23 protein-coding genes are annotated in these 21,357 nt (G+C 33.2%); 20 read left to right on the forward strand and 3 right to left on the reverse strand.

All coding sequences use genetic code 11. The annotated features are described in order from the left end of the window. The first annotated feature begins 41 nt into the window (after positions 1–41). From ACHRVZ_RS07520 to ACHRVZ_RS07550, 7 genes are all read left to right on the forward strand, one after another. On the forward strand, positions 42–749 hold the full coding sequence (locus ACHRVZ_RS07520; protein WP_395421657.1) for an HAD family hydrolase: 708 nt from the start codon (positions 42–44) through the stop codon (positions 747–749). Further along, a complete protein-coding gene (locus ACHRVZ_RS07525; protein WP_395421658.1) occupies positions 749–1,378 on the forward strand; it encodes a CatA-like O-acetyltransferase in 630 nt (209 codons plus the stop codon). The genes ACHRVZ_RS07520 and ACHRVZ_RS07525 overlap by 1 nt, the downstream gene beginning before the upstream one ends. Positions 1,379–1,486: 108 nt before the next feature. Beyond that, positions 1,487–2,617: an OmpA family protein gene (locus ACHRVZ_RS07530; protein WP_395421659.1), complete on the forward strand. Its 1,131-nt coding sequence runs from the start codon at positions 1,487–1,489 to the stop codon at positions 2,615–2,617. 161 nt (positions 2,618–2,778) lie between these two features. Further along, a complete protein-coding gene (locus ACHRVZ_RS07535; RefSeq protein WP_395421661.1) occupies positions 2,779–4,260 on the forward strand; it encodes a hypothetical protein in 1,482 nt (493 codons plus the stop codon). Between the two features lie 78 nt (positions 4,261–4,338). Beyond that, positions 4,339–4,857, forward strand: coding sequence for a ferritin (locus ACHRVZ_RS07540; RefSeq protein ID WP_395421662.1), 519 nt, complete (start codon positions 4,339–4,341; stop codon positions 4,855–4,857). An 81-nt stretch (positions 4,858–4,938) separates the two neighbouring features. Continuing rightward, complete coding sequence (locus tag ACHRVZ_RS07545) at positions 4,939–5,124, forward strand: hypothetical protein (RefSeq protein WP_395421663.1); 186 nt, start codon at positions 4,939–4,941, stop codon at positions 5,122–5,124. A gap of 92 nt (positions 5,125–5,216) precedes the next feature. Then, complete coding sequence (locus tag ACHRVZ_RS07550; RefSeq protein WP_395421664.1) at positions 5,217–5,909, forward strand: DUF2461 domain-containing protein; 693 nt, start codon at positions 5,217–5,219, stop codon at positions 5,907–5,909. Between the two features lie 57 nt (positions 5,910–5,966). On the opposite strand, the gene ACHRVZ_RS07555 is transcribed toward ACHRVZ_RS07550, so the two are convergent. Then, complete coding sequence (locus tag ACHRVZ_RS07555) at positions 5,967–6,296, reverse strand: single-stranded DNA-binding protein (protein WP_395421665.1); 330 nt, start codon at positions 6,294–6,296, stop codon at positions 5,967–5,969. A gap of 175 nt (positions 6,297–6,471) precedes the next feature. On the opposite strand from ACHRVZ_RS07555, the gene ACHRVZ_RS07560 reads away from it, so the two are divergent. The 13 genes from ACHRVZ_RS07560 (at position 6,472) to ACHRVZ_RS07620 (ending at position 19,448) form a co-directional block, all read left to right on the forward strand. Continuing rightward, positions 6,472–8,001: a GNAT family N-acetyltransferase gene (locus ACHRVZ_RS07560; RefSeq protein ID WP_395421667.1), complete on the forward strand. Its 1,530-nt coding sequence runs from the start codon at positions 6,472–6,474 to the stop codon at positions 7,999–8,001. 19 nt (positions 8,002–8,020) lie between these two features. Next, positions 8,021–8,353, forward strand: coding sequence for a hypothetical protein (locus tag ACHRVZ_RS07565; protein ID WP_395421668.1), 333 nt, complete (start codon positions 8,021–8,023; stop codon positions 8,351–8,353). A gap of 14 nt (positions 8,354–8,367) precedes the next feature. Continuing rightward, positions 8,368–8,715 carry a hypothetical protein gene (locus ACHRVZ_RS07570; RefSeq protein WP_041520351.1) on the forward strand — a complete coding sequence of 116 codons (348 nt, stop codon included), beginning with the start codon at positions 8,368–8,370 and terminating at the stop codon, positions 8,713–8,715. Between the two features lie 12 nt (positions 8,716–8,727). Beyond that, entirely contained in the window at positions 8,728–11,121 is a 2,394-nt protein-coding gene (locus tag ACHRVZ_RS07575) for a M28 family peptidase (RefSeq protein WP_395421669.1), read from the forward strand. 9 nt (positions 11,122–11,130) lie between these two features. Continuing rightward, the gene (locus tag ACHRVZ_RS07580) at positions 11,131–11,946 is read left to right on the forward strand and encodes an SDR family NAD(P)-dependent oxidoreductase (protein WP_395421671.1); all 816 of its coding nucleotides are present in this window, start codon (positions 11,131–11,133) and stop codon (positions 11,944–11,946) included. A gap of 196 nt (positions 11,947–12,142) precedes the next feature. Further along, positions 12,143–12,619, forward strand: coding sequence for a methylated-DNA--[protein]-cysteine S-methyltransferase (locus tag ACHRVZ_RS07585; RefSeq protein WP_395421672.1), 477 nt, complete (start codon positions 12,143–12,145; stop codon positions 12,617–12,619). A gap of 98 nt (positions 12,620–12,717) precedes the next feature. Continuing rightward, the gene (locus ACHRVZ_RS07590; protein ID WP_395421673.1) at positions 12,718–13,431 is read left to right on the forward strand and encodes a 3'-5' exonuclease; all 714 of its coding nucleotides are present in this window, start codon (positions 12,718–12,720) and stop codon (positions 13,429–13,431) included. Positions 13,432–13,583: 152 nt separating this feature from the next. Continuing rightward, complete coding sequence (locus tag ACHRVZ_RS07595; RefSeq protein WP_395421674.1) at positions 13,584–14,294, forward strand: winged helix DNA-binding domain-containing protein; 711 nt, start codon at positions 13,584–13,586, stop codon at positions 14,292–14,294. Continuing rightward, positions 14,258–14,656: a DNA glycosylase AlkZ-like family protein gene (locus tag ACHRVZ_RS07600; protein WP_395421675.1), complete on the forward strand. Its 399-nt coding sequence runs from the start codon at positions 14,258–14,260 to the stop codon at positions 14,654–14,656. Before ACHRVZ_RS07595 ends, ACHRVZ_RS07600 begins: the two co-directional genes overlap by 37 nt. Before the next feature lie 111 nt (positions 14,657–14,767). Then, the gene (locus ACHRVZ_RS07605) at positions 14,768–16,207 is read left to right on the forward strand and encodes a nucleoside recognition domain-containing protein (RefSeq protein WP_395421676.1); all 1,440 of its coding nucleotides are present in this window, start codon (positions 14,768–14,770) and stop codon (positions 16,205–16,207) included. A gap of 46 nt (positions 16,208–16,253) precedes the next feature. Next, a complete protein-coding gene (locus tag ACHRVZ_RS07610) occupies positions 16,254–16,868 on the forward strand; it encodes a hypothetical protein (protein ID WP_395421677.1) in 615 nt (204 codons plus the stop codon). Positions 16,869–17,095: 227 nt separating this feature from the next. After that, positions 17,096–17,557, forward strand: coding sequence for an IS200/IS605 family transposase (tnpA, locus tag ACHRVZ_RS07615; RefSeq protein ID WP_395421678.1), 462 nt, complete (start codon positions 17,096–17,098; stop codon positions 17,555–17,557). A gap of 286 nt (positions 17,558–17,843) precedes the next feature. Beyond that, complete coding sequence (locus tag ACHRVZ_RS07620) at positions 17,844–19,448, forward strand: fumarate hydratase (protein WP_395421679.1); 1,605 nt, start codon at positions 17,844–17,846, stop codon at positions 19,446–19,448. Between the two features lie 117 nt (positions 19,449–19,565). On the opposite strand, the gene ACHRVZ_RS07625 is transcribed toward ACHRVZ_RS07620, so the two are convergent. Both ACHRVZ_RS07625 and dinB read right to left on the reverse strand, forming a co-directional pair. Beyond that, complete coding sequence (locus ACHRVZ_RS07625) at positions 19,566–20,066, reverse strand: PAS domain-containing protein (RefSeq protein ID WP_395421681.1); 501 nt, start codon at positions 20,064–20,066, stop codon at positions 19,566–19,568. Between the two features lie 100 nt (positions 20,067–20,166). Continuing rightward, the gene (gene dinB, locus ACHRVZ_RS07630) at positions 20,167–21,249 is read right to left on the reverse strand and encodes a DNA polymerase IV (RefSeq protein ID WP_395421682.1); all 1,083 of its coding nucleotides are present in this window, start codon (positions 21,247–21,249) and stop codon (positions 20,167–20,169) included. Between the last annotated feature and the right edge of the window lie 108 nt (positions 21,250–21,357).

The raw sequence follows: 21,357 nt of genomic DNA on the forward strand, positions 1-21,357 counted from the left end.
TGAAACAAAGAAAACCTTAAACAAAAAACAACATCTTTATTATGTTACATAAAAGCAAAATACCAAATTTAAAAGTAATCGCATTTGATGCTGATGATACTTTGTTTGTAAACGAACCATACTTTCAGGAAACTGAACATAAATTTTGTGCTCTGATGGAAGATTACCTTTCGCATCAAGGCATTTCGCAGGAATTATTTAAAATCGAAATTGCAAATCTGCCTTTATACGGATACGGAATTAAAGGTTATATTTTGTCGATGATTGAAGCGGCAATGAACATTTCGAACAATACAATCCCGATTGAGGTTATCGAAAAAATCATTCAATACGGAAAAGAATTACTCGAAAAACCAATTGAACTTCTAGACGGAGTTGAAGCTACTTTGCAAGCGCTGCACGGAAAATACAAACTTGTCGTTGCCACAAAAGGCGATCTAAAAGATCAGCATAGTAAATTACACCGTTCAGGTTTGGGTCATTATTTTCATCATATTGAAGTAATGTCAGACAAACAAGAAATCGATTATCAGAAATTATTGGGTCGTTTAGACATTAAAGCTCATGAGTTTTTAATGATTGGTAACTCATTAAAATCTGATGTTTTACCGGTTTTAGGAATTGGTGGTTATGCCGTGCATATTCCGTTTCACACAACCTGGGAACACGAAAAAATCAATCACAAAATAGAACATGAACATTTTAGTTCATTCGATACAATTACCGAAGTACTTCAGAACTTATCATAATGAAAACACTTTTAGATTTAGAAAACTGGAATAGAAAAGAGCATTTTTTGTTTTTTAAGCAAATGGAAGAACCTTTTTTTGGCGCCACAGTTGAGATCGATTGCACCAAAGCCTATCAAACTGCAAAAAGCCTTAAAGCATCGTTCTTTATTTATTACTTGCACAAAACATTAGTTGCCATAAATACAATTGAGAATTTTAAATATCGTATTTCCGAAGACCAGATTTACATTAACGATCGTGTTGATGCCTCGGCTACAATTGGCCGTGAGGACGGAACTTTTGGATTTTCGTTAATTGAATACAATCCTGATTTTAGAATCTTTGAACAAACGGCTTTAGCTGAAATCGAACGCATTCAAAACACAACAGGACTTTTTACACGTTCTTTTGATGATGACAATGTAATTCACTTTTCGGCAATTCCGTGGTTGAATTTCACATCGCTTTCGCACGCAAGAAGTTATACTTTCCCGGATAGTTGTCCAAAAATCTCTTTCGGAAAGATGATTATTTCAGAAACCGGAAAAAGAACCATTGCAATGTCTGTGCATGTTCATCACGGTTTAATGGACGGATTGCATGTTGGTCAATTTGTAGATTGCTTTCAGAATTTAATAAATTTGTAAATTTTATCTTATAAAATTTACCTTATTCTGTTGTATTTTTACCTTTTAAGGGATAACAAATGTTTCGATTAGTTGTTGGTTTGGGGAAAATTTAAAACTCAAATTACAATGAAAAAAATTGTTATGACTTTGGCGTTTGCTTTGTCTTTAACTTATGCAAATGCGCAAACAGAAGAAAGTGCAACAAACTACAATAAATGGTCTATAGAATTAGGCGGTGGTTTTACTAAAGTGCAGCGACCATTATCTACAGATTATTCTACAGATACTCCAAGCCCTTGGGTTGGCGAAATTGGAGTTCGTTATATGTTAAACAACAAATTTGGTTTGAAACTTGATTACGGATACAACAGTTTCACTAACGGAGATAAATCCATCAATTTTGATTCAAAATATCAAAGATTAGACTTACAAGGAGTTGCAAACCTAGGCCGCATTATGAATTTTGAAACCTGGACAAATACTTTTGGTTTATTAGGACATGCCGGTTTTGGTGTTGGTACATTAACAAGTGATAATTTTAGAGGTAAAGACTGGGCAGGTAACTTTATTGCTGGTCTGACCGGGCAAATAAGATTATCAAACAGAATTGCTTTAACCGGAGATTTCTCTACTATTTTAAACGCATCTCAGGATCATACTTTTGATGGTGCTTATATGCCAGAAAACAGAGGATTCTCTGGATTAGTTTTTAATGGTACGATTGGTTTGAATGTTTATTTAGGTAAAAATACCAAACATGCTGACTGGACTGTGATTTCTCAAAATGCTGATGTTGCTGCATTAGAAAACAAAATTGCAGGCTTACAAAATGCATTAAATAATATTCCTGTAACTAAAGAAGTAATTGTAGAAAAAGCAATAATTAATCCTGCAGTAACTGATCGTGATATCGTTAAAGATATGATCAATGACAGATACTATAGCGTCTATTTTGACTTCAACAAATCTACTCCAATCGAAAACTCTACAGCAGCAATCGATGTTATTTTAACTTATTTAAGAAAAACACCTTCAGCTTCACTTGATATTCTTGGTTATGCTGATCAGGTTGGAAGCTCAGAGTACAATGAGAAATTATCAAATTTAAGAGCTAATAACGTTAAAACAATTCTTGAAAAAGCCGGAATTTCATCGTCAAGACTAAATGTAATTCCTAACGGAGCAGATACTTCTATCCAAAAAGATTCAGAAGAAGCTAGAAGATTAGCAAGAAGAGTAACTTTTAGAGTGAAATAAATTCTTTAATAGAGTAAAAAACTAAAAGCCTTAAAATAATTTTAAGGCTTTTTTTATTCTGTTTTCTATTAAAATCAATGCTTTTAGTTCTCTGAGTTAGTATTCTACTTAAGTACGGTTTATTTCATTAAATTTGGAATAATATTTGTGCCTTATAACTCATGAAAAGACTGCTATTATTTTTTCTTTTAACTTCAAAATCAATACTGTTAAGTCAAACGGTATTAAATACTCATCCATTAAATCTGAACAATCCTTTAGAAAACGGACAGATTTTGAATGTCGAAGATGTAAAAACTCATGAAGTTTATGTTTTTGCTGCTGACGATAAAAAAGTCAACATTCTAAAATACAATAAATCGTTGTTTCTAACCAATCAATTTACTGATTCGATACAAAGTAAGGAAAAACGAATTTTATCAGGATACAGTATAAGCGAAGACGGCAATCCAATATTATACTGGAGTTCATTAAATTTCAGAAATATAAAAATTGTAAAATATTATCTGGAAACTAAAACATCTAAAGTTTTAAATTTTGACCTTCCGGAAATCAACGAGTATATTATAACAACGTTCCATCAGAATAATAATTTTTACATTCTTGCAAAAGAAAAAAAAGAAGGACATCTTCTTCTTTATCAATTAAATAATGGAAAATGCGAAATAAAAATGTTCGATTTTTCTCCTTTCTTATATCAAAATGAAAGCGGGCAAAAACTCGCTTTTAGCGCCTTGCTTCGATATTTGCCCATTCAAAAAATGGAATCTAATGATTTTAATCCTTTAGATAAAACCACCAGTATCAACAAGATGTATGTGCTGGAGAACCGGATTATTTTGACTTTTGATTACAATTTAAAAAAAACACAGGTTTTTGATCTAAATTTAGAAACCTCAGATATCGTTGAGAAAAATTTTGATCAGCCAGTTTCTAAAAAAGTATCCAGAACCTCAAATTCATTTTTCAGCGAAAACAAGCTATTCCAGGTCAAAGCAAACAAAGAAGAATTTTTATTTGATATAAAAGATTTTGATTCCGGAAAGGCAATTAAAAGTATTTCGATATCAAAAAATGACACGATCCGATTTAAAAACTCACCTTTCTTTCTTCAGGTTAACAATGAAAAACCTCAGGAGTTAAAAACTACCAGTAAATTTCTGAAACAATTATCGAGTTTGAGTGTGGGAGTTTCTGTTTTCAAAAATAAAAACAATAGTTTGATAACATTTGGCGGATTTATGGAACAAATATTTACTGATTTTGGTCTTGTCCCGCATGATTATACTGCTTTACTTGATTTTGACAACGCGTTAAACCAACAATATTCTCAAAGCAAAATGGTTTCATTTGATTCGACACTAAATTCTAATTACGAATTCGTAAGCAATCAACAGCAAGAACCCTTGGCGATTGATAACATTTACTACTTTCTAAGTATAAATAAAAATGTCTCGTTGCAAAACATTCTTAAATTAAAGGATTACTATATATTAAGTTATTATGACACCGCTTCACGACAATTTACTATGCGCAAATTTACAGATGGTTATATACGCGAAGACAACGGAAATCCTATTATGAATAAATCTCAATTTTCAAAACCAGCGAAATTTGAAAAGCTTAAATTTATTGAGAATTAATCCAAATGTGATATGTTTTAGGGGTTTGTAAAAAATGTTCTGAAATATTTTTTCTAACTTTACAAAAAAGACACCATTATGTTATCAAAAAATATTGAAGCAGCTTTAAACAAGCAAATACGTATAGAGGCAGAATCTTCGCAAACTTACCTTTCTATGGCTTGTTGGGCTGAAGTACACGGACTAGAAGGAATTGCACAATTCATGTACACACAGTCAGACGAAGAGCGTGCACACATGCTTAAATTAGTAAAGTATGTAAACGAACGCGGAGGTCACGCTCAGATTACCGATCTAAAATCGCCTAAAACATCTTATTCTACTTTTAAAGAAATGTTTGAAGCGCTTTATAACCATGAAATTTTTGTTTCAGAGTCTATTAATGAATTGGTACACATTACCTTTTTAGAAAAAGATTATGCAACACATAATTTCTTACAATGGTACGTATCAGAACAAATTGAAGAAGAAGCTACCGCAAAATCTATTTTAGATAAAATCAACTTAATTGGAGACGATAAAGGCGGGCTTTACTTGTTTGATCGTGATATTCAGCAATTAACAGTTACAAGTTCAATCGCTATCAATCCAAAATAAAAAAAGTTAAAGTTTATTTAGAATACATAAAAATAACATTTTTCAATTATATTTGCCTCTGTTTTATAATACTGAGGAAAATTGAGCAAGAAAGAAAAAGACAAGGACAAGAAAAAGGATAAAAAGAAAAAGAAGAACAAAGATATCCTTGATAAAATTAAAAAGCTTGAAAACTGCAAGTCTTCTTGCTGTGAGAAATATAAAAAAAGCGAGAAGAAACGTTGCTCGCGTTGTCCTATGTTTGATTTATTCAAAAAAACTGCTTAACTAATATATACAAAACCCACCAAGAAATTTGGTGGGTTTTTTGTTTAAATTGCAGTCCTCTTTTGGTTTTTAAAGAGACTCAAAAATTAATTATGGAAAACAACATCATCATACCCAAATCGAGTCTTGATTTTTTACATCAGCTCAAAGAAAACAACAACAAACCCTGGTTTGAAACCAATAAACCAAAGTACTTAATCGAACTCAATCATATTGAAACTTTTGCAGGAGCCTTACTTCATGAACTATCCAAAACAGATGTTCTGAAGACAACTTCAGGAAAAAAAAGTGTTTATCGAATTTATCGTGACATTCGTTTTTCTAAGGACAAAACTCCTTTTAAGACTTTTTGGGGAGGCAGCTATACACGTGCAACGAAAGAAAGACGTGGCGGTTATTATTTTCATCTGGAACAAGGAAACAGTTTTTTTGGCGGTGGCTTTTGGGGTCCAAATGCAGCAGATTTAAAGCGTATAAGAAACGAATTTGCACATGATGCTGAGCCAATGCAAAAGATATTACAATCGAAATCTTTTGTTACGAACTTCGGAACTTTACAAGGCGAGCAATTAAAAACAGCACCAAAAGGTTTTGATGTAAATCATGAAGCCATCGATTTACTTCGTTACAAACAGTTTTTGGTCATCAAACGATTTACTGATGACGAAGTATTAAGTCCGCTTTTTTTAGAACAAGCGTTAGAGACATTCAAAAATATGAGACCCTTTTTTGACTATATGAGCGAAGTGCTCACAACTGATATTAATGGAGCATCAATTTTATAATTGTATTTACTAAAAATTAAACCCTACAGGTTTTAAAAACCTGCAGGGTTTGGTAGTTTACTTCAATAATAAAATCTCATTGATTACAACCTCCGTAATAAATCTTTTCTCACCATTTTTGTCGTCGTAAGTTCTGTGAGTCAATTTTCCGTCAATGGCAACTTCTTTACCTTTTACGACATACTTTTCGATAATTTCGGCAGTTTTTCCCCAGGCCGTAAGTCGATGCCATTCGGTTTGTTCTATTTTTTCGCCTTTATCATTCTTATATGAATCGTTTGTTGCGATCGTTAAATGTGCAAGCTTTTTACCGTTTTCTAAAGTTTTAATTTCCGGGTCTTGTCCTACGTTACCAATTAATTGTACTCTGTTTTTCATTGCATTCATGGCGTATATTATTTAAATGTTCATATAAAAGAATTCATTATTCGAATTCAACAAGGCAAAGATCTTATGAACTCCAATAAATATTCGGTTATCAACTATTTACTATCGGTTGTAATTATTTGTAAACGTTTGTAAATGGAATTTAAATTTGTATATTTGAGATAAATCTTACGATATGCAGACAAAAATCAATAAAGTTGAGTTGCGAAATTTGGAATTTGACGATTACAAACAGTTGAAAGATTCAATGGTTGAATCGTATCCGGAAATGGCAAATTCATACTGGAAACCTGAAGATATCAAGAGATTACTTTCTATTTTTCCCGAAGGTCAACTTGTCATTCTCGCTGACGGAAAAGTTGTTGGATCTGCGCTGTCATTAATTGTTGATGAAAAACTAGTTGATAAAAGACATAATTACAAACAGATCGTTGGCGATTATACTTTTTCTACCCATAATAAAGATGCCGAAATTTTATACGGAATTGATGTTTTTATTCATCCCAATTATCGTGGTTTACGTTTAGGCCGTCGTCTATATGATGCCCGAAAAGAACTTTGTGAACAATTGAACTTAAAAGCAATTGTTTTTGCAGGCAGAATTCCGAATTATGCCCAATATTCAAAAAAATTAACTCCCAAGAATTATATTGAAAAAGTAAAACACAAGGAATTGCACGATCCTGTACTTTCTTTTCAGCTTAGCAATGATTTTCACGTACTCCGAATTATTAAAAATTACTTAGAAGGCGATGAAGAATCTAAAGAATTTGCGGTTCTCTTAGAATGGAATAATGTTTACTACGACGAAAGTCCAAAACTTATTAACCTCGAGAAAAGTGTGATTCGTCTGGGTCTTGTACAATGGCAAATGCGTCCGTTAAACAATCTGGAAGAGTTTTTTGAACAAGCAGAATTTTTTATTGATGTTGTTTCTGGTTACGGATGCGATTTTGCACTATTTCCAGAACTTTTCATTGCTCCGCTTATGGCAGATTACAATCATTTATCTGAAGCTGAAGCCATACGCGAACTTGCCCGATACTCTGATCCTATTAGAAAGCGTTTTCAGGAATTTGCCATTTCATACAACATCAATATTATTACCGGAAGTATGCCTTATTTAGATAATGGCAATTTGTATAATGTTGGATTCTTATGCAAAAGAGACGGAATGTCAGAGATGTATACGAAAATTCACGTTACACCAAACGAAGTACAGCATTGGGGAATGAAAGGCGGATCTCAATTTAAAACCTTTGATACCGATTGTGGCAAAATTGGGATTTTGATTTGTTATGATGTGGAGTTTCCAGAGCTTTCAAGAATTTTGGCAAACGAAGGAATGAATATTTTATTTGTACCGTTTTTAACTGATACGCAAAATGCTTATACACGAGTAAAACATTGTTCGCAAGCGCGTGCAATCGAAAACGAATGTTATGTTGCTATTGCAGGTTGTGTGGGTAATTTACCAAAAGTAAACAATATGGATATTCAATATGCTCAGGCTTCAGTATTTACGCCGTCTGATTTTGCTTTTCCGAGTAATGGTATAAAGGCCGAAGCAACTCCAAATACCGAAATGACCTTGATTGTCGATGTCGATTTGAATTTATTAAAACAACTTCACGAACACGGAAGTGTTAGAATCTTAAAAGACAGACGACATGATCTATATGAAATTAAAAAAACCGAACAATAAAACCGTTAGATAATCAATAATGGCAGTAATTAGAAAAAGCCCTTTGTTTGAAATCTACGTTGAAAATGATTGTGTTGTAATTAATAATACTGATTATAGAAAAGATAATGGAAGATTTGAAATTGAAAGTATTTCGAATCTCGAATTAATACGTCATTTGTCTTTTTTGAATAAAATTATTGAGGTTACTTTCGGCTTAAATGTTCCTTCAAAGTCTGATGAACTAAGAATTAATACCGAGAATGGATTTAAAGATCTTGTTTTAACCGATTGCGACATTAAAAAAGTTGAAGTTCTAATTTACGAAATCAATCAGCTAATACTAAAAAACAAAAAAACTGATTTACTATAAATTAATCCTGTTTTATGAAAACATGCCTCGAATGCTCAGAGAAAATTGTAGGCCGTGAAGACAAAAAGTTTTGCTCAGACAGTTGTCGAAATGCCTACAATAACAAAATAAATAAAGATAGCACTAATTTCATGCGCAATGTAAACAACAAATTAAGAAAAAATTACCGAATTTTGACCGAACTAAATTCCGACGGAAAATCAAAAGCAACACGGGATAAAATGATCAACAAAGGTTTTGATTTCGATTTCTTTACCAATGTTTTACAAACCAAAACAGGAAATACTTACTATTTCTTGTACGATCAGGGGTATAGATCCTTAGACAACGATTATTTTATGCTTGTTAAAAAAGAAATTTAGTATTTAATTGCCATGAAAAAAAACCAGACCTCAATTCTAGCCATTGTATGCATTTTAGCCATTCTTGCTATTATTTATGCTACTATGATGCCACAAATAATTTCGAAAAATGAAGAAGCTCTAGCCGAATTCTCGACTGAAAGAGCTCTAAATCAAGTCGAAATTATTGCTCAAAAACCGCATTATGTTGGCTCAACCAATCATGAGTTAGTTGCAAATTATCTAAAGCTTGAACTTAATAGAATTGGATTAGAAGCGTCTGTTCAGGAAGGCTTTACTCTTAACGACAAAGGTCTTTTGGTAAAATCTAAAAATATTTTAGCTCGTATAAAAGGTACCAATAATACAAAAGCACTTTTACTGCTTTCACATTATGACAGCGCACCGCACTCATTTTCTAAAGGCGCTAGCGACGATGCGTCTGGAGTTGCTACAATCCTCGAAGGAATTCGTGCTTTTTTATATGCCAAACAGCCACATAAAAATGATATTATCATTCTTTTTTCTGATGCCGAAGAATTAGGTCTAAATGGCGCCGCACTATTTGTCAATCAACATCCTTGGGCCAAAGACGTTGGTTTAGTTCTAAATTTTGAAGCCAGAGGTTCATCAGGTCCAAGCTATATGCTGATGGAAACAAACAAAGGAAATGAAGCTCTTGTAAAAGAATTTTCGAATGCAAAAGCAACTTATCCTGTTTCAAATTCATTAATGTACAGTATCTACAAAATGCTTCCAAACGACACTGATCTTACTGTTTTTAGAGAGCAGGGAAACATTCAGGGATTCAATTTTGCCTTTATAGACGGTCATTATAATTATCACACTCAACAAGACGACGTTCAGCATTTAAATAAAACTACACTTGCGCATCAAGGAACTTATTTGATGCCTTTGTTGAAATATTTATCCAATACTGATTTGAATGCTACAAATTCAACAGAAGACGACGTTTATTTCACTGTTCCCTTTTCATTTATTAGTTATCCGTTTTCGTGGGTAATACCAATGACAATAATCGCTTTAGGACTATTGGTGCTTTTTATTTTTATTGGAAAAGCCAAACGTGTTATCACATTTAGAGAAATCTTTAAAGGATTTGTTCCATTGTTAGGATCTATAATAATTGCAGGATTAGTAACCTTTTTAGGATGGAAAATTCTTTTACAGATTTACCCACAATATTCAGATTTATTAAACGGATTTACGTACAATGGTCATGCTTACATTGGTGCTTTTGTAACATTAAGTATCGCAATTTGCTTTGCATTCTATCATCATTTTTCTGAAGCAAAAACAACAATGAACCATTTTGTTGCGCCATTGTTACTTTGGATTATTATTAATGCATTCCTTGCAAATAGCTTAACTGGCGCAGGTTTCTTAATTATTCCTGTTTATTTTGGAGTAATCTTATTTGGTGTTTTTGTTCTCACACAACATTATAGTTTAGGCCTAAACCTATTATTTAGCATTCCGGCCTTAGTAATTATTGCTCCATTTATTGTAATGTTTCCAGTTGGTCTTGGTTTGAAAATTCTTTACGGAAGCGCCATTCTTACTGTATTACTTTTTGGGTTAGTTTTACCCATCTTTGGTCCATTTATTAAAAAAGGAGCCTGGACTATGTTCTTTTTTGCCGTTTCGATTGGCTTTTTTGTATATGCCGGTTATCACTCTGGCTATGAACATGGAGAAGCAAAATCAAACAGCTTACTATATGTTTACAATGCCAATACAAATTCAGCAGTTTGGACTACTTATGATGTAAACTTAGACGATTGGACTAAATCGTATTTAGGAGAAAAAAATCAAAAAGCGGTGGGTTTAAATGCACTGCCAATATCAAGCAAATACAATTCTGGCTTTACCTACAGTGCAATTGCGCCGGTTGTAAATGTTCCAAAACCAACAATAGCTTTTCTAAAAGACAGTGTTGTGGGTAATAATAGATATCTAAAAATAAAAATTACACCAAACCGAAAGGTAAACCGTTATGATATATATGCTAATCCAAAAATGAATTTCTTCAATTTCAAAGCCAATGGAGTTTCAACTTCCGGACAAAAAGGAAATCGTTTAGACCGAGAAGGCATGAAAATCTTATGCTATTATGTAGTGGGCAACGAACCTCTGGTAATGGAATTTTACATCAACAAATCTTCAGTTTTTGATATGGATTTACTGGAAAGCTCATTCGATTTAATGACAAATCCATTACTAAAAGTAAAACCTAGAAGCGATTGGATGATGCCAACTCCTTTTGTTTTAAATGATGCTGTAGTAATTCAGCAAAAAATAAAAAGATATACAGCGCCAGTAACTACTCTTGCACCTACAACAATGGTAAAAGATAGCACTGCCATTGCAAAAGACAGTTTAAAACCGGTTATTAAAACTCCTTAAAATACAAAAATGACACAAATTAGTATTTTAGGCTGTGGTTGGCTGGGCTTTCCTTTAGCAAAAAAATTAATTGCAAAAGGAAATTCGATAAACGGCTCAACAACTTCTGAAAGTAAAATTACTATTTTAGAAAATGCCAAAATAAATCCTTTTTTGGTTACGCTCGAAAGCGAAAGTGTTTCTGAAAGCATTAATAACTTTTTAGGTGAAAGTGAAATTCTCATTATTGATATTCCACCCAAACTACGAGGAAAAAATGATGATCCGACACGAAAACTTTTTGTTGAAAAAATAGCAACTCTAATTCCGTTTATAGAAAAGTCAACCATAAAAAAAGTACTTTTTGTAAGTTCAACTGCGGTTTATGGAAATGAAAATGATCTAATTACAGAAGCAACCATTCCAAATCCTGAAACTGAAAGCGGAAAACAATTGCTTTTAGCGGAAGATCTTTTACAAAAAAACAAAAATTTCGAAACTACAATTCTTCGTTTTGGAGGATTAATTGGCGAAGATCGTCATCCGGTAAAGTTTTTAGCCGGAAAAGAAAATTTAGAAAACCCTGATGCGCCAGTCAATTTGATTCATCAAAATGACTGTATCAAAATAATCGAAGAAATCATCGATCAATCAAAATGGAACGAAGTTTTTAATGCCGTTGCGCCTTTTCATCCAACTCGCGAAGACTATTATACAAAAAAGGCAATTGAAATGAATTTTTCGTTACCCAAATTCAGCTCCGAAAAATCAAATATCAAGAAGATAATTTCAAGTGAAAAAATCCAAAATATTTTGAACTACCAATTTAAGATAGAAAATTACTAAGCTTTAATGCCAGGTTGAACGATCCCGAAGCTTCGGGAGAAACCCGATCCAACAGGAACACCTTCGACTTCACTCAGGGTGACAATAGGTTAAGTGAAAAAACTTAAATTTACCCACATAACTTATATGGTTTAAAACAAAATCTTCGCGAACTTTGCTTATCAGGATTACGCTCTTTGCGGTTAAACCATAAACTATGGAAACAGTCTACATTAATTCACCTTTAGGAATCACCAAAATTATTGGAGACGAGAATGGCATTGCTATAATTTCTGTTTCTGATGTAGGCACAAATGAAGTTTCAAATAAAATTCCTGAAGTTTTAAAAGATGCTGTTTTGCAGTTGCAAGAATACTTCGAAGGAAAAAGAACCGACTTTGACTTAAAACTAAATCCAAAAGGAACCGAATTTCAACAAAAAGTATGGAAATCACTATTAGAAATTCCATACGGAAAAACGGTAAGCTACATGGATCAAACCAAAAAACTAGGCGACGTAAAAGCGATTCGTGCAGTTGCATCGGCAAATGGTAAAAACCCGTTATGGATTGTTGTTCCATGTCATCGCGTTATTGGTACAAATGGTTCCTTAACCGGATACGCTGGCGGATTGTCTCGCAAAAAATGGTTAATCGAACATGAAAACCCAAGTACACAACAAAGTTTATTCTGATTATTTTTTTAATCGTAAGAATTTTATCCATATTTGTATAAGACTCAAGAAAACTTAATTTAAAAGTCTAATAATCTAGAATCTAAGAAATCTGAAAAATGATTGAAAAAATAAACCTTAATAACATTCTTTTCCTCGATATAGAAACCGTTCCGGAAGAAGAAAATTTCAATTCTCTTGATGCAGAGATGCAATCACTTTGGGATCATAAAACGCAATATCAGCGAAAAGATGATTTTACTCCCGAAGAATTTTACGATCGCGCCGGTATTTGGGCCGAGTTTGGGAAGATTGTATGTATTTCGGTCGGTTATTTTACGATTAAAGGCGATATCCGAAATTTTAGGGTAACATCGTTCTTTGGCGATGAAAAGAAAATTCTAAAAGATTTCAATAATTTACTGAACAATCATTTCAATCAGCCACAACATCTTTTGTGTGGACATAATGCAAAAGAATTTGATATTCCGTTTATGGCGAGAAGAATGATTATTAATCAAATTGCAATTCCGGACAAATTGAATTTATTTGGGAAAAAACCTTGGGAAATAGCACATTTAGATACTTTAGAATTGTGGAAATTTGGCGATTACAAGCACTTTACATCTCTAAAATTATTGACTAAAATTCTCGGTATTCCTTCTCCAAAAGGTGATATTGACGGGAGTCAGGTGGGACATGTTTTTTATGTAGAAAAAGACATTGACCGAATTGTAACGTATTGCGAAAAAGATACAATCGCAGTTGCCCAGGTTTTCTTGCGTTTACGCCGAGAAGATTTATTGATTGATGAAGAGATCATTCATGTATAGTTTTTTTGAAGGTGCAAAGGTGCAAAGGTTCAAAGTTGCACAGGTACAGAGGTACAGAGTTTAATGAACTTAAATCACTTATGTGATTTGATAGAAAGTTTTTTTGAGGTGCAAAGGCTTAATGAACTTATATGGTTTAAATATTTTAACGAATGACACATCAGGAAATATCACATCATAGACTTGTTTCTCAAAAACTATATAAAACAAGCCAAACATCTCCACAAGAAATTGTTAAGCATCTTGGCGCCATGCAGGCACAGGATTATGCAATGGCAAAATGGGCAATTGGATCGAGATGTGATGCTTCTGAAAAGAAAATCGAAGAAACTATAAATTCGGCACAAATCATCAGAACACATATCCTGCGTCCAACCTGGCATTTTGTTTCTGCTGATGACATTTATTGGATGTTGGATGTTTCAGCGCCTCAAGTCAAAAGATTTACGGCTTCTGCTGCAAAAAAATACGGTTTTGACGCTAAAAAACTGGATCAGACAAATACTAAAATCGAAAAACTTTTGGCAGGAAACAATCATTTGACACGTGATGAAATCATGCAGGAACTCAACATCAAAAAAACTTCCAGTGATGATTTTTTAAGTGCCGCGATTATGATGAATGCTGAACTTGACGGCTTGGTCTGCAACGGAAGAATGAAAGGCAAGCAAATAACTTATGCCTTACTTGAGGAAAGAGTTTTGAAACCAAAAACCAAATTAACTAAAGAAGAAGGTCTTGCAAAACTGGCTCAAAAATATTTCGAAAGCCACGGCCCAGCTACGCTTCTCGACTTTTCTTGGTGGTCAGGTTTTTCGCCGACAGTTTGCAAACAATTATTAATGCAATTGAATTGCAATTAAATTCTATTACAATTGATAATCAAATATTTTGGTTTGGAAATAATTTATCAATTGAAAATAACTTCCGCGAAAGCGTCCATTTTCTTCCTGCGTTTGATGAGATTTTAATTTCGTATAAAACCCGCGAAGCGTCTATTTTACTAGAACATCAGTCTAAAGCTTTTACTAATAATGGTATCTTCAAGCCAATTATTCTCAAAAACAGTAAAGTCATCGGAACCTGGAAAAGAACAATCAAAAAAGATCATGTCAAAATAGAAACACAATTTTTTCATGAAACCGAAAACCACAAAAAAGCAATTCTGTTTGAGGGTATTAAAGCTTTTGAAAATTATCTGGAAGCCAAAATTGTTATTGAATAAATTGAATTTTTACTAAAACAGTGTCATTTCTAATAAATTCTTCTCGTTTCGCATCTAAAATCTTTATGCATTTTATGGTTAAATAATTACATTTACAAAAAAAACAGCGTTATGGTATTAAGTAGATTTTGGTTAACTATTTTTATTTCGTCGATTATCTTTATAATGATCAGTTTGTTTACTGCCAATACTTACACCATTGATTATGTTTTGAATGGAAAAAAAGACGACCCGATTCTTATTTCAGAAAAATATGCTGAGCAGCTTCCCGCTTTCATCAAAGACAGTATAAAAAAAGCACCAGATCAGACGATGATTATCAATCGTGATACGCTTAACCCTGATACGACTTACGTTTATAAAAACAAAACAGTAAAAATTTATAGCGGTGTTCAAAAATCTGATGGTTTATTACCAACCTGTAAAACGACTTTGCTCGATTTAATTTTGCCGCTTATTGCCTATTTAGCCTTTTTCTGCGGATTAATGGAACTTTTAATTATCTCTGGAGTATCAGGGAAATTAGCCAAAGTCTTAAGTCCGGTTTTTGTAAAAGTGTTTCCGAGCATCCCAAAAAATCACCCTTCGATTTCTTATATGACCTTGAACTTTGCTGCAAATTTCTTAGGATTAGATTCAGCTGCAACTCCGTTTGGACTTAAAGCAATGGAAAGTTTACAGGAAATAAATCCCGAAAAAGACAAAGCCAGTGACGCACAAATTATGTTTATGTGTCTGCATGCTTCTGGTTTGACCTTAATTGCAACATCTATTATTGGCTATCGTGCTGCCGCAAACGCAAGTAACCCGGCCGATGTTATGCTGCCATGTATTATCACTTCGTTTATTGGTACTATTGCGGCTTTTTTAATTGTTGGAATCAAACAGAAAATCAATTTCAAAAGTGCTTCGTTGGTTATTGCACTAATGGTGTTAATCGCTGCTATAGTTGGTTTATTGATGTATGTAAACCATTTAGACTTAATCGGGAAAAACTATTTCACTTCTAATCTTTCAGGACTGATCTTAATTGGAATTATTGTTTCTACGTTAATTTTTTCATTTATACACGAAAAGAAATTTACAGACGCAGACACCACCGTTTTTGATGCTTTTGTAGTTGGAGCAAATAATGGAGTTAAAACAGGAGTTACCATTTTTCCCTATGTTTTAGGAATGCTAGTTGCTATTTCATTATTTAGAAATAGTGGCTTATTTGAAATTATCAGTGACGGAATTGCTTTTGTCTTTTCGAATATGGGTGTAAATAAGCAAATCACTGACGCACTTCCGGTTGCAATGCTTAGACCTTTTAGTTCGGCTGGATCAAGAGGATTTTTGATTGATTCGATGAATACTTTTGGCGCAGATTCTTTGACAGGAAGATTGAGCAGTATTTTTCAATGTAGTGCCGAAAGTACTTTTTATGTTATTGCAGTTTACTTTGGTTCTGTTAATATAAAAAATACCCGCTACGCTTTAGGAACAATGCTATTGGTTGATGTAATTTGTGTAATTACAGCAATTTTTGTGGCGACTTGGTTCTTTTAATAAAATCGCATCAACTATTTTTAATCAAAAATGATAACGCTTTTTTATGGCAAATGAAATTTTCTCTGTTAATGGGCACAAAATGTCCTCTTTATATTTTGATGCTGAATCTTTTAAATTTTCAAGCTCTAATTTGAATTCGGCCGAAGATTTTGAAAATTCTTGGGATAAATCATTCACATTTGCCACAAAAAGCGAAATACGATATGGTTTGATCGAGGCAATAAAAAAAGAAGAGAATGACGACAATGTTACTATTTCGTACAAAGCTTCTTTTGGAACTACAACTCACTGTAAATTTTCGTTTTCTAATACAAATGATTACGAACGATTTTTTAATACTTTAGAAAATGACCTTGGTTTAAAAAAAGAGCATGAAACATTAAGACCTTTCAAAGCAATATCCAATCACCTTTTGAAGTTAGCTATAACCATAGCTATAACTGCCTTTTCTTACCATGAAGCCTTAGCAATTGCCAACGGAACTGCAACAAAATCTACAACTAGCAGAGCTAAGCTATTTGATCGTATTGTTACGAACCTTGGTGACAAAGGAATTTTGCTTATTGGCGGTGCGATAGCTTGTTTTTTGTTATTTCAAATGTGGAAAAGATTTACGAATCCACCCAATCAAATACTATTTACAATAAAAGAAATGTAAAACGATTCTCTTAATTGGTTCTTTTATTCATTGATATGTAAAACTGGACTGAAGTCCAGCTCTAAAATATGTTTCGAGCCTATGGCTCTTTTTATAGTTTCGGAGGAACGGATTATTTTGAAGAGCTGGACTTCAGTCCAGTTTAAACATAAAATATTTTCATAAATTTGTAAGATATTTTGCATTTTTATAACGAAATAAAATCGTTTAAGAACAATACATCTTACATGTCAAACACCTATCATCAAGTTTATATTCAGACAATTTTTGCCGTAAAATACCGGGAAGCACTTATTATTGACGAATGCAAATCTAAAATATTAAGTGTAATTGGAAATTTAATAAATGAAACTGGTTGTAAAACCATTATTGTAAATGGAACTGAAGATCACGTACATTGCTTTCTTGGATTAAAACCAACCGTTTCTATTTCAGATTTAATGAAAATTGTAAAAGGAAAATCATCAAAATACATTAATGATCACCAATTGACAAAATGTAAATTTGAGTGGCAGGAAGGTTATGGTGTTTTTTCATATAGTCAATCTCACATCGATGCTGTATATAAATACATTGCAAATCAAGAGAAACACCACAAAAAACAAAATTTCAAAGATGAATATTTATCTTTTCTAGACAAATTCAACATCAAATTTGATGAAAGACATATTTTTCAAAATTTAATATAATCAAAACTTTTATTTAAACTGGACTGAAGTCCAGCCCTACAATATGACTCGAGCCTATGACTCTTTCTGAATTCCAAAACAATTGATTGTTTTTAAAACCGAAGTCCAGCTTTATAATATGATATCTGCTTCCGACATTTTTTAGAGTTCCAAAGGAACGAATTGTTTTGTAGAGCTGGACTTCAGTCCAGTTTAAATAAAAGATGAGCAAAGGATTAACCAAAAACACCCCTAATTCAAATTCTTTCTTAGATAAATAATTTCTAACTTTGTAAAAAACAAAGCAATGATTGATTTTATATACCAAGACCCTTATCCTATTTTAAAGGATGATACACAGTACCGCAAAATTACTTCTGATTTTGTAAAAATTGAACAATTTGGAGAACGTGAAGTTTTAACTGTTGATCCAAAAGGTTTAGAATTATTGGCTGAAGAGGCTTTAACAGATGTTTCGTTCATGCTAAGAACGACACATTTACAAAAATTAAGAAAAATTCTTGATGATCCCGAAGCGACTGATAATGATCGTTTTGTGGCTTACAACTTGCTTCAAAATGCTTCTGTTGCTGCTGAAGGACAATTACCAAGTTGCCAGGATACCGGAACAGCAATTGTAATGGCTAAAAAAGGTGAAAGCATCTTTACTGGTGTTGATGATGCTGAATGGTTGAGCAGAGGAATTTTCAATACGTACCAAAAACGTAACTTACGTTATTCACAAATCGTACCTATTTCTATGTTTGAAGAGAAAAACTCAGGTTCAAATCTTCCGGCACAAATTGATATTTATGCTAAAAAAGGAACTTCTTATGAGTTCTTATTCATGGCAAAAGGTGGAGGATCTGCTAATAAAACGTACTTATATCAACAAACAAAATCCTTATTGAATGATAAATCCATGGATGCTTTTATCCGTGCGAAAATCAAAGATTTAGGAACTTCTGCTTGTCCTCCGTATCACTTGGCTTTAGTAATTGGTGGAACTTCTGCCGAAGCGAATCTAAGTGCTGTTAAAAAAGCTTCGGCTGGATATTACGACCATTTGCCAACTACCGGAAATATGGCCGGTCAGGCTTTTCGTGATTTAGAATGGGAACAAAAGGTGCAACAAATTTGTCAGGAAAGCGCTATTGGTGCTCAATTTGGCGGAAAATATTTTACCCATGATGTTCGTGTAATTCGTTTACCTCGTCACGCCGCTTCTTGTCCGGTTGGATTAGGTGTTTCGTGTTCTGCTGATAGAAATATTAAAGGAAAAATTACGAAAGACGGAATCTTCGTTGAACAATTAGAAGTGAATCCAAAGCAATTTTTACCAGAAACAGCTCCACATTTAGAAGCGCCTGTTGAGGTTGATTTGAATATGCCAATGGCTGATATTTTAGCTAAACTGACTCAATATCCTATAAAAACTCGTTTAAAACTAAACGGAACTGTAATTGTAGCCCGTGATATTGCGCATGCCAAAATCATGGAAATGCTAGAAGCCGGAAAACCAATGCCGGAATACTTCAAAAATCATCCGGTTTATTATGCTGGACCAGCTAAAACTCCGGAAGGAATGGCTTCAGGAAGTTTTGGACCAACAACTGCTGGACGTATGGATGTTTATGTTGATGAATTCCAGAAACATGGCGGAAGTATGATTATGCTGGCTAAAGGAAACCGTACTAAACAGGTTACTGATGCATGTAATAAATATGGTGGCTTCTACTTAGGATCTATTGGAGGTCCTGCAGCAATTTTAGCTCAAGATAACATCTTAAAAGTTGAAGTTGTTGATTTCGAAGAATTAGGAATGGAAGCTGTTCGAAAAATTACCGTTAAAGATTTTCCTGCTTTTATCATTACTGATGACAAAGGAAATGACTTTTTTGAAAATTTATAAATTTTAGTTGCTAAGATATTAAGTCACTAAGTTTCTAAGATTTTTTTATATTAAAACCGCCTTTTTTGGCGGTTTTTTCGTTTCTTATTAAAACTATATTCACTTGGCAACTTGCAACTAAGCGCTTAAAACTTCCTTTTCAAAAGCTATAAAATGGGTTAGTTTGCCTTTTAAGTTAAAAACGGGTGTACTATTGATTTTGCATTTGTAAGTTCGACCATCTTTTCTGTAGTTTTCGATTGTTTTTTCAAAAGGAATTTTCAGTTTTATTGCTTCCTTTATTTCTTCAAGAGTCGTTTTAGAAGTCTCAGGCCCTTGAAACATTTTTGGTGTTTTACCAAGAACTTCTTCTTCTTTATAACCCGTCATTCTTTTGATTCCGTTTGAAGCAAAAACTATTTTTAAATTTAAATCAGTTACCAGAATAACCTCTTCTTTTATTCGTTCTTCAATTTTCAAGCTTTCTTCATTCCACGTAAATTGCGCTGCAATTTTTTTAACTTTTTGTAAATCAGTAAAAGCAGCTTTCAATTCTCTTAAGTGTTCGCAGTGAAAATCCCATGCTAAAATAGGAACCGAACTGCGAGAAGACGACTCCTCAGATTTATTAGTTTTCATAATGATGAATTCAACGTTAGTAAAATCTTCTCACTCAAAGGTAGAAAGAAAATTCATCACAAAAACACAAATGTTGTGATTTAATCATAACTTAATGACACTAAAAGGTAAACTTTAATTGTACAACGACCGCTTTCTTTTCTTCAGTATTCAAATTATTCAAAGAAATTCCGAGTAATCGAACCGAATCTTTCATCCGTTCCTGATACAATAATTCTTCTACTGTTTCTAAAATCAGACTCTTATCTGAAATAAAATAAGGCAAGGTTTTACTTCGTGTCTGCTGCGTAAAGTCACTGTATTTAATTTTAAGTGTGACTGTTTTTCCTGATATTTTATGCTTTTTTAATCGTTTCTCTAATGAAGTTGCAATTTTATCTAATTGCTCTAGCATAAAAATTTCAGATGATAGGTTAACATCAAAAGTATGTTCTGCCGCAACTGACTTGGTTATCCTATTTGATTTTACTTCACTATTATGAATTCCGCGAACTACATTATAGTAAAAAGTTCCCGATTTTCCGAAATGCTTCTCAAGAAACTCCTCTGATTTATTTCTAAGATCTAATCCCGTGAAAATTCCTAATTGATACATTTTTTCGGTCGTCACTTTTCCAACGCCATAAAACTTTCTGATTGGTAACTCTTCTAAAAAAGCCAAAATCTCATCAGGATTTACCGTTTTTTGTCCGTTTGGTTTATTAACATCCGAAGCAATTTTTGCTACAAATTTATTGACAGAGATTCCTGCCGAAGCGGTAAGTCCAACTTCATTTAAAATTCTTAATCTAATTTCCTGCGCTAATAATCCTGCACTTGGATTTCCTTTTTTATTCTGTGTAACATCAAGATAAGCTTCGTCAAGCGAAAGTGGCTCAACCAAATCTGTATATTCATAAAAGATTTTATGGATTTTGGCTGAAATCTCTTTATACCGATCAAATCGAGGGCGTACAAAAATTATCTCAGGACAATACTTTTTAGCCAAGACACCACTTATAGCACTTCGAACACCAAATTTTCGCGCTTCATAACTTGCTGCCGAAACTACTCCTCTATTCTCTGATCCTCCAACAGCCACAGGTTTTCCTCGCAAAGCCGGATTATCCATCTGCTCTACCGAGGCATAAAAAGCATCCATATCAATATGAATAATTTTTCGATATGTAGGCGTTTCAGACATGCTACAAATTTAAACAGGAAAGCAGGAATATATAATGAAAATAATCATAAAAATATTCTCTTTTAAAGATTATCAACTTAATGATCTCAAACAAATCATTTTCTTTAT

It is taken from the genome of Flavobacterium sp. FlaQc-57, from assembly GCF_044007395.1.
GTDB lineage: Bacteria > Bacteroidota > Bacteroidia > Flavobacteriales > Flavobacteriaceae > Flavobacterium.

Bases quoted from the DNA above. Each gene is read 5' to 3' on its own strand.
- ACHRVZ_RS07520 (WP_395421657.1), top strand. From the start codon at position 42: ATGTTACATAAAAGCAAAATACCAAATTTAAAAGTAATCGCATTTGAT.
- ACHRVZ_RS07525 (WP_395421658.1), top strand. From the start codon at position 749: ATGAAAACACTTTTAGATTTAGAAAACTGGAATAGAAAAGAGCATTTT.
- ACHRVZ_RS07530 (WP_395421659.1), top strand. From the start codon at position 1,487: ATGAAAAAAATTGTTATGACTTTGGCGTTTGCTTTGTCTTTAACTTAT.
- ACHRVZ_RS07535 (WP_395421661.1), top strand. From the start codon at position 2,779: ATGAAAAGACTGCTATTATTTTTTCTTTTAACTTCAAAATCAATACTG.
- ACHRVZ_RS07540 (WP_395421662.1), top strand. From the start codon at position 4,339: ATGTTATCAAAAAATATTGAAGCAGCTTTAAACAAGCAAATACGTATA.
- ACHRVZ_RS07550 (WP_395421664.1), top strand. From the start codon at position 5,217: ATGGAAAACAACATCATCATACCCAAATCGAGTCTTGATTTTTTACAT.
- ACHRVZ_RS07555 (WP_395421665.1), bottom strand. From the start codon at position 6,296: ATGAATGCAATGAAAAACAGAGTACAATTAATTGGTAACGTAGGACAA.
- ACHRVZ_RS07560 (WP_395421667.1), top strand. From the start codon at position 6,472: ATGCAGACAAAAATCAATAAAGTTGAGTTGCGAAATTTGGAATTTGAC.
- ACHRVZ_RS07565 (WP_395421668.1), top strand. From the start codon at position 8,021: ATGGCAGTAATTAGAAAAAGCCCTTTGTTTGAAATCTACGTTGAAAAT.
- ACHRVZ_RS07570 (WP_041520351.1), top strand. From the start codon at position 8,368: ATGAAAACATGCCTCGAATGCTCAGAGAAAATTGTAGGCCGTGAAGAC.
- ACHRVZ_RS07575 (WP_395421669.1), top strand. From the start codon at position 8,728: ATGAAAAAAAACCAGACCTCAATTCTAGCCATTGTATGCATTTTAGCC.
- ACHRVZ_RS07580 (WP_395421671.1), top strand. From the start codon at position 11,131: ATGACACAAATTAGTATTTTAGGCTGTGGTTGGCTGGGCTTTCCTTTA.
- ACHRVZ_RS07585 (WP_395421672.1), top strand. From the start codon at position 12,143: ATGGAAACAGTCTACATTAATTCACCTTTAGGAATCACCAAAATTATT.
- ACHRVZ_RS07590 (WP_395421673.1), top strand. From the start codon at position 12,718: ATGATTGAAAAAATAAACCTTAATAACATTCTTTTCCTCGATATAGAA.
- ACHRVZ_RS07595 (WP_395421674.1), top strand. From the start codon at position 13,584: ATGACACATCAGGAAATATCACATCATAGACTTGTTTCTCAAAAACTA.
- ACHRVZ_RS07605 (WP_395421676.1), top strand. From the start codon at position 14,768: ATGGTATTAAGTAGATTTTGGTTAACTATTTTTATTTCGTCGATTATC.
- ACHRVZ_RS07610 (WP_395421677.1), top strand. From the start codon at position 16,254: ATGGCAAATGAAATTTTCTCTGTTAATGGGCACAAAATGTCCTCTTTA.
- tnpA (WP_395421678.1), top strand. From the start codon at position 17,096: ATGTCAAACACCTATCATCAAGTTTATATTCAGACAATTTTTGCCGTA.
- ACHRVZ_RS07620 (WP_395421679.1), top strand. From the start codon at position 17,844: ATGATTGATTTTATATACCAAGACCCTTATCCTATTTTAAAGGATGAT.
- ACHRVZ_RS07625 (WP_395421681.1), bottom strand. From the start codon at position 20,066: ATGAAAACTAATAAATCTGAGGAGTCGTCTTCTCGCAGTTCGGTTCCT.
- dinB (WP_395421682.1), bottom strand. From the start codon at position 21,249: ATGTCTGAAACGCCTACATATCGAAAAATTATTCATATTGATATGGAT.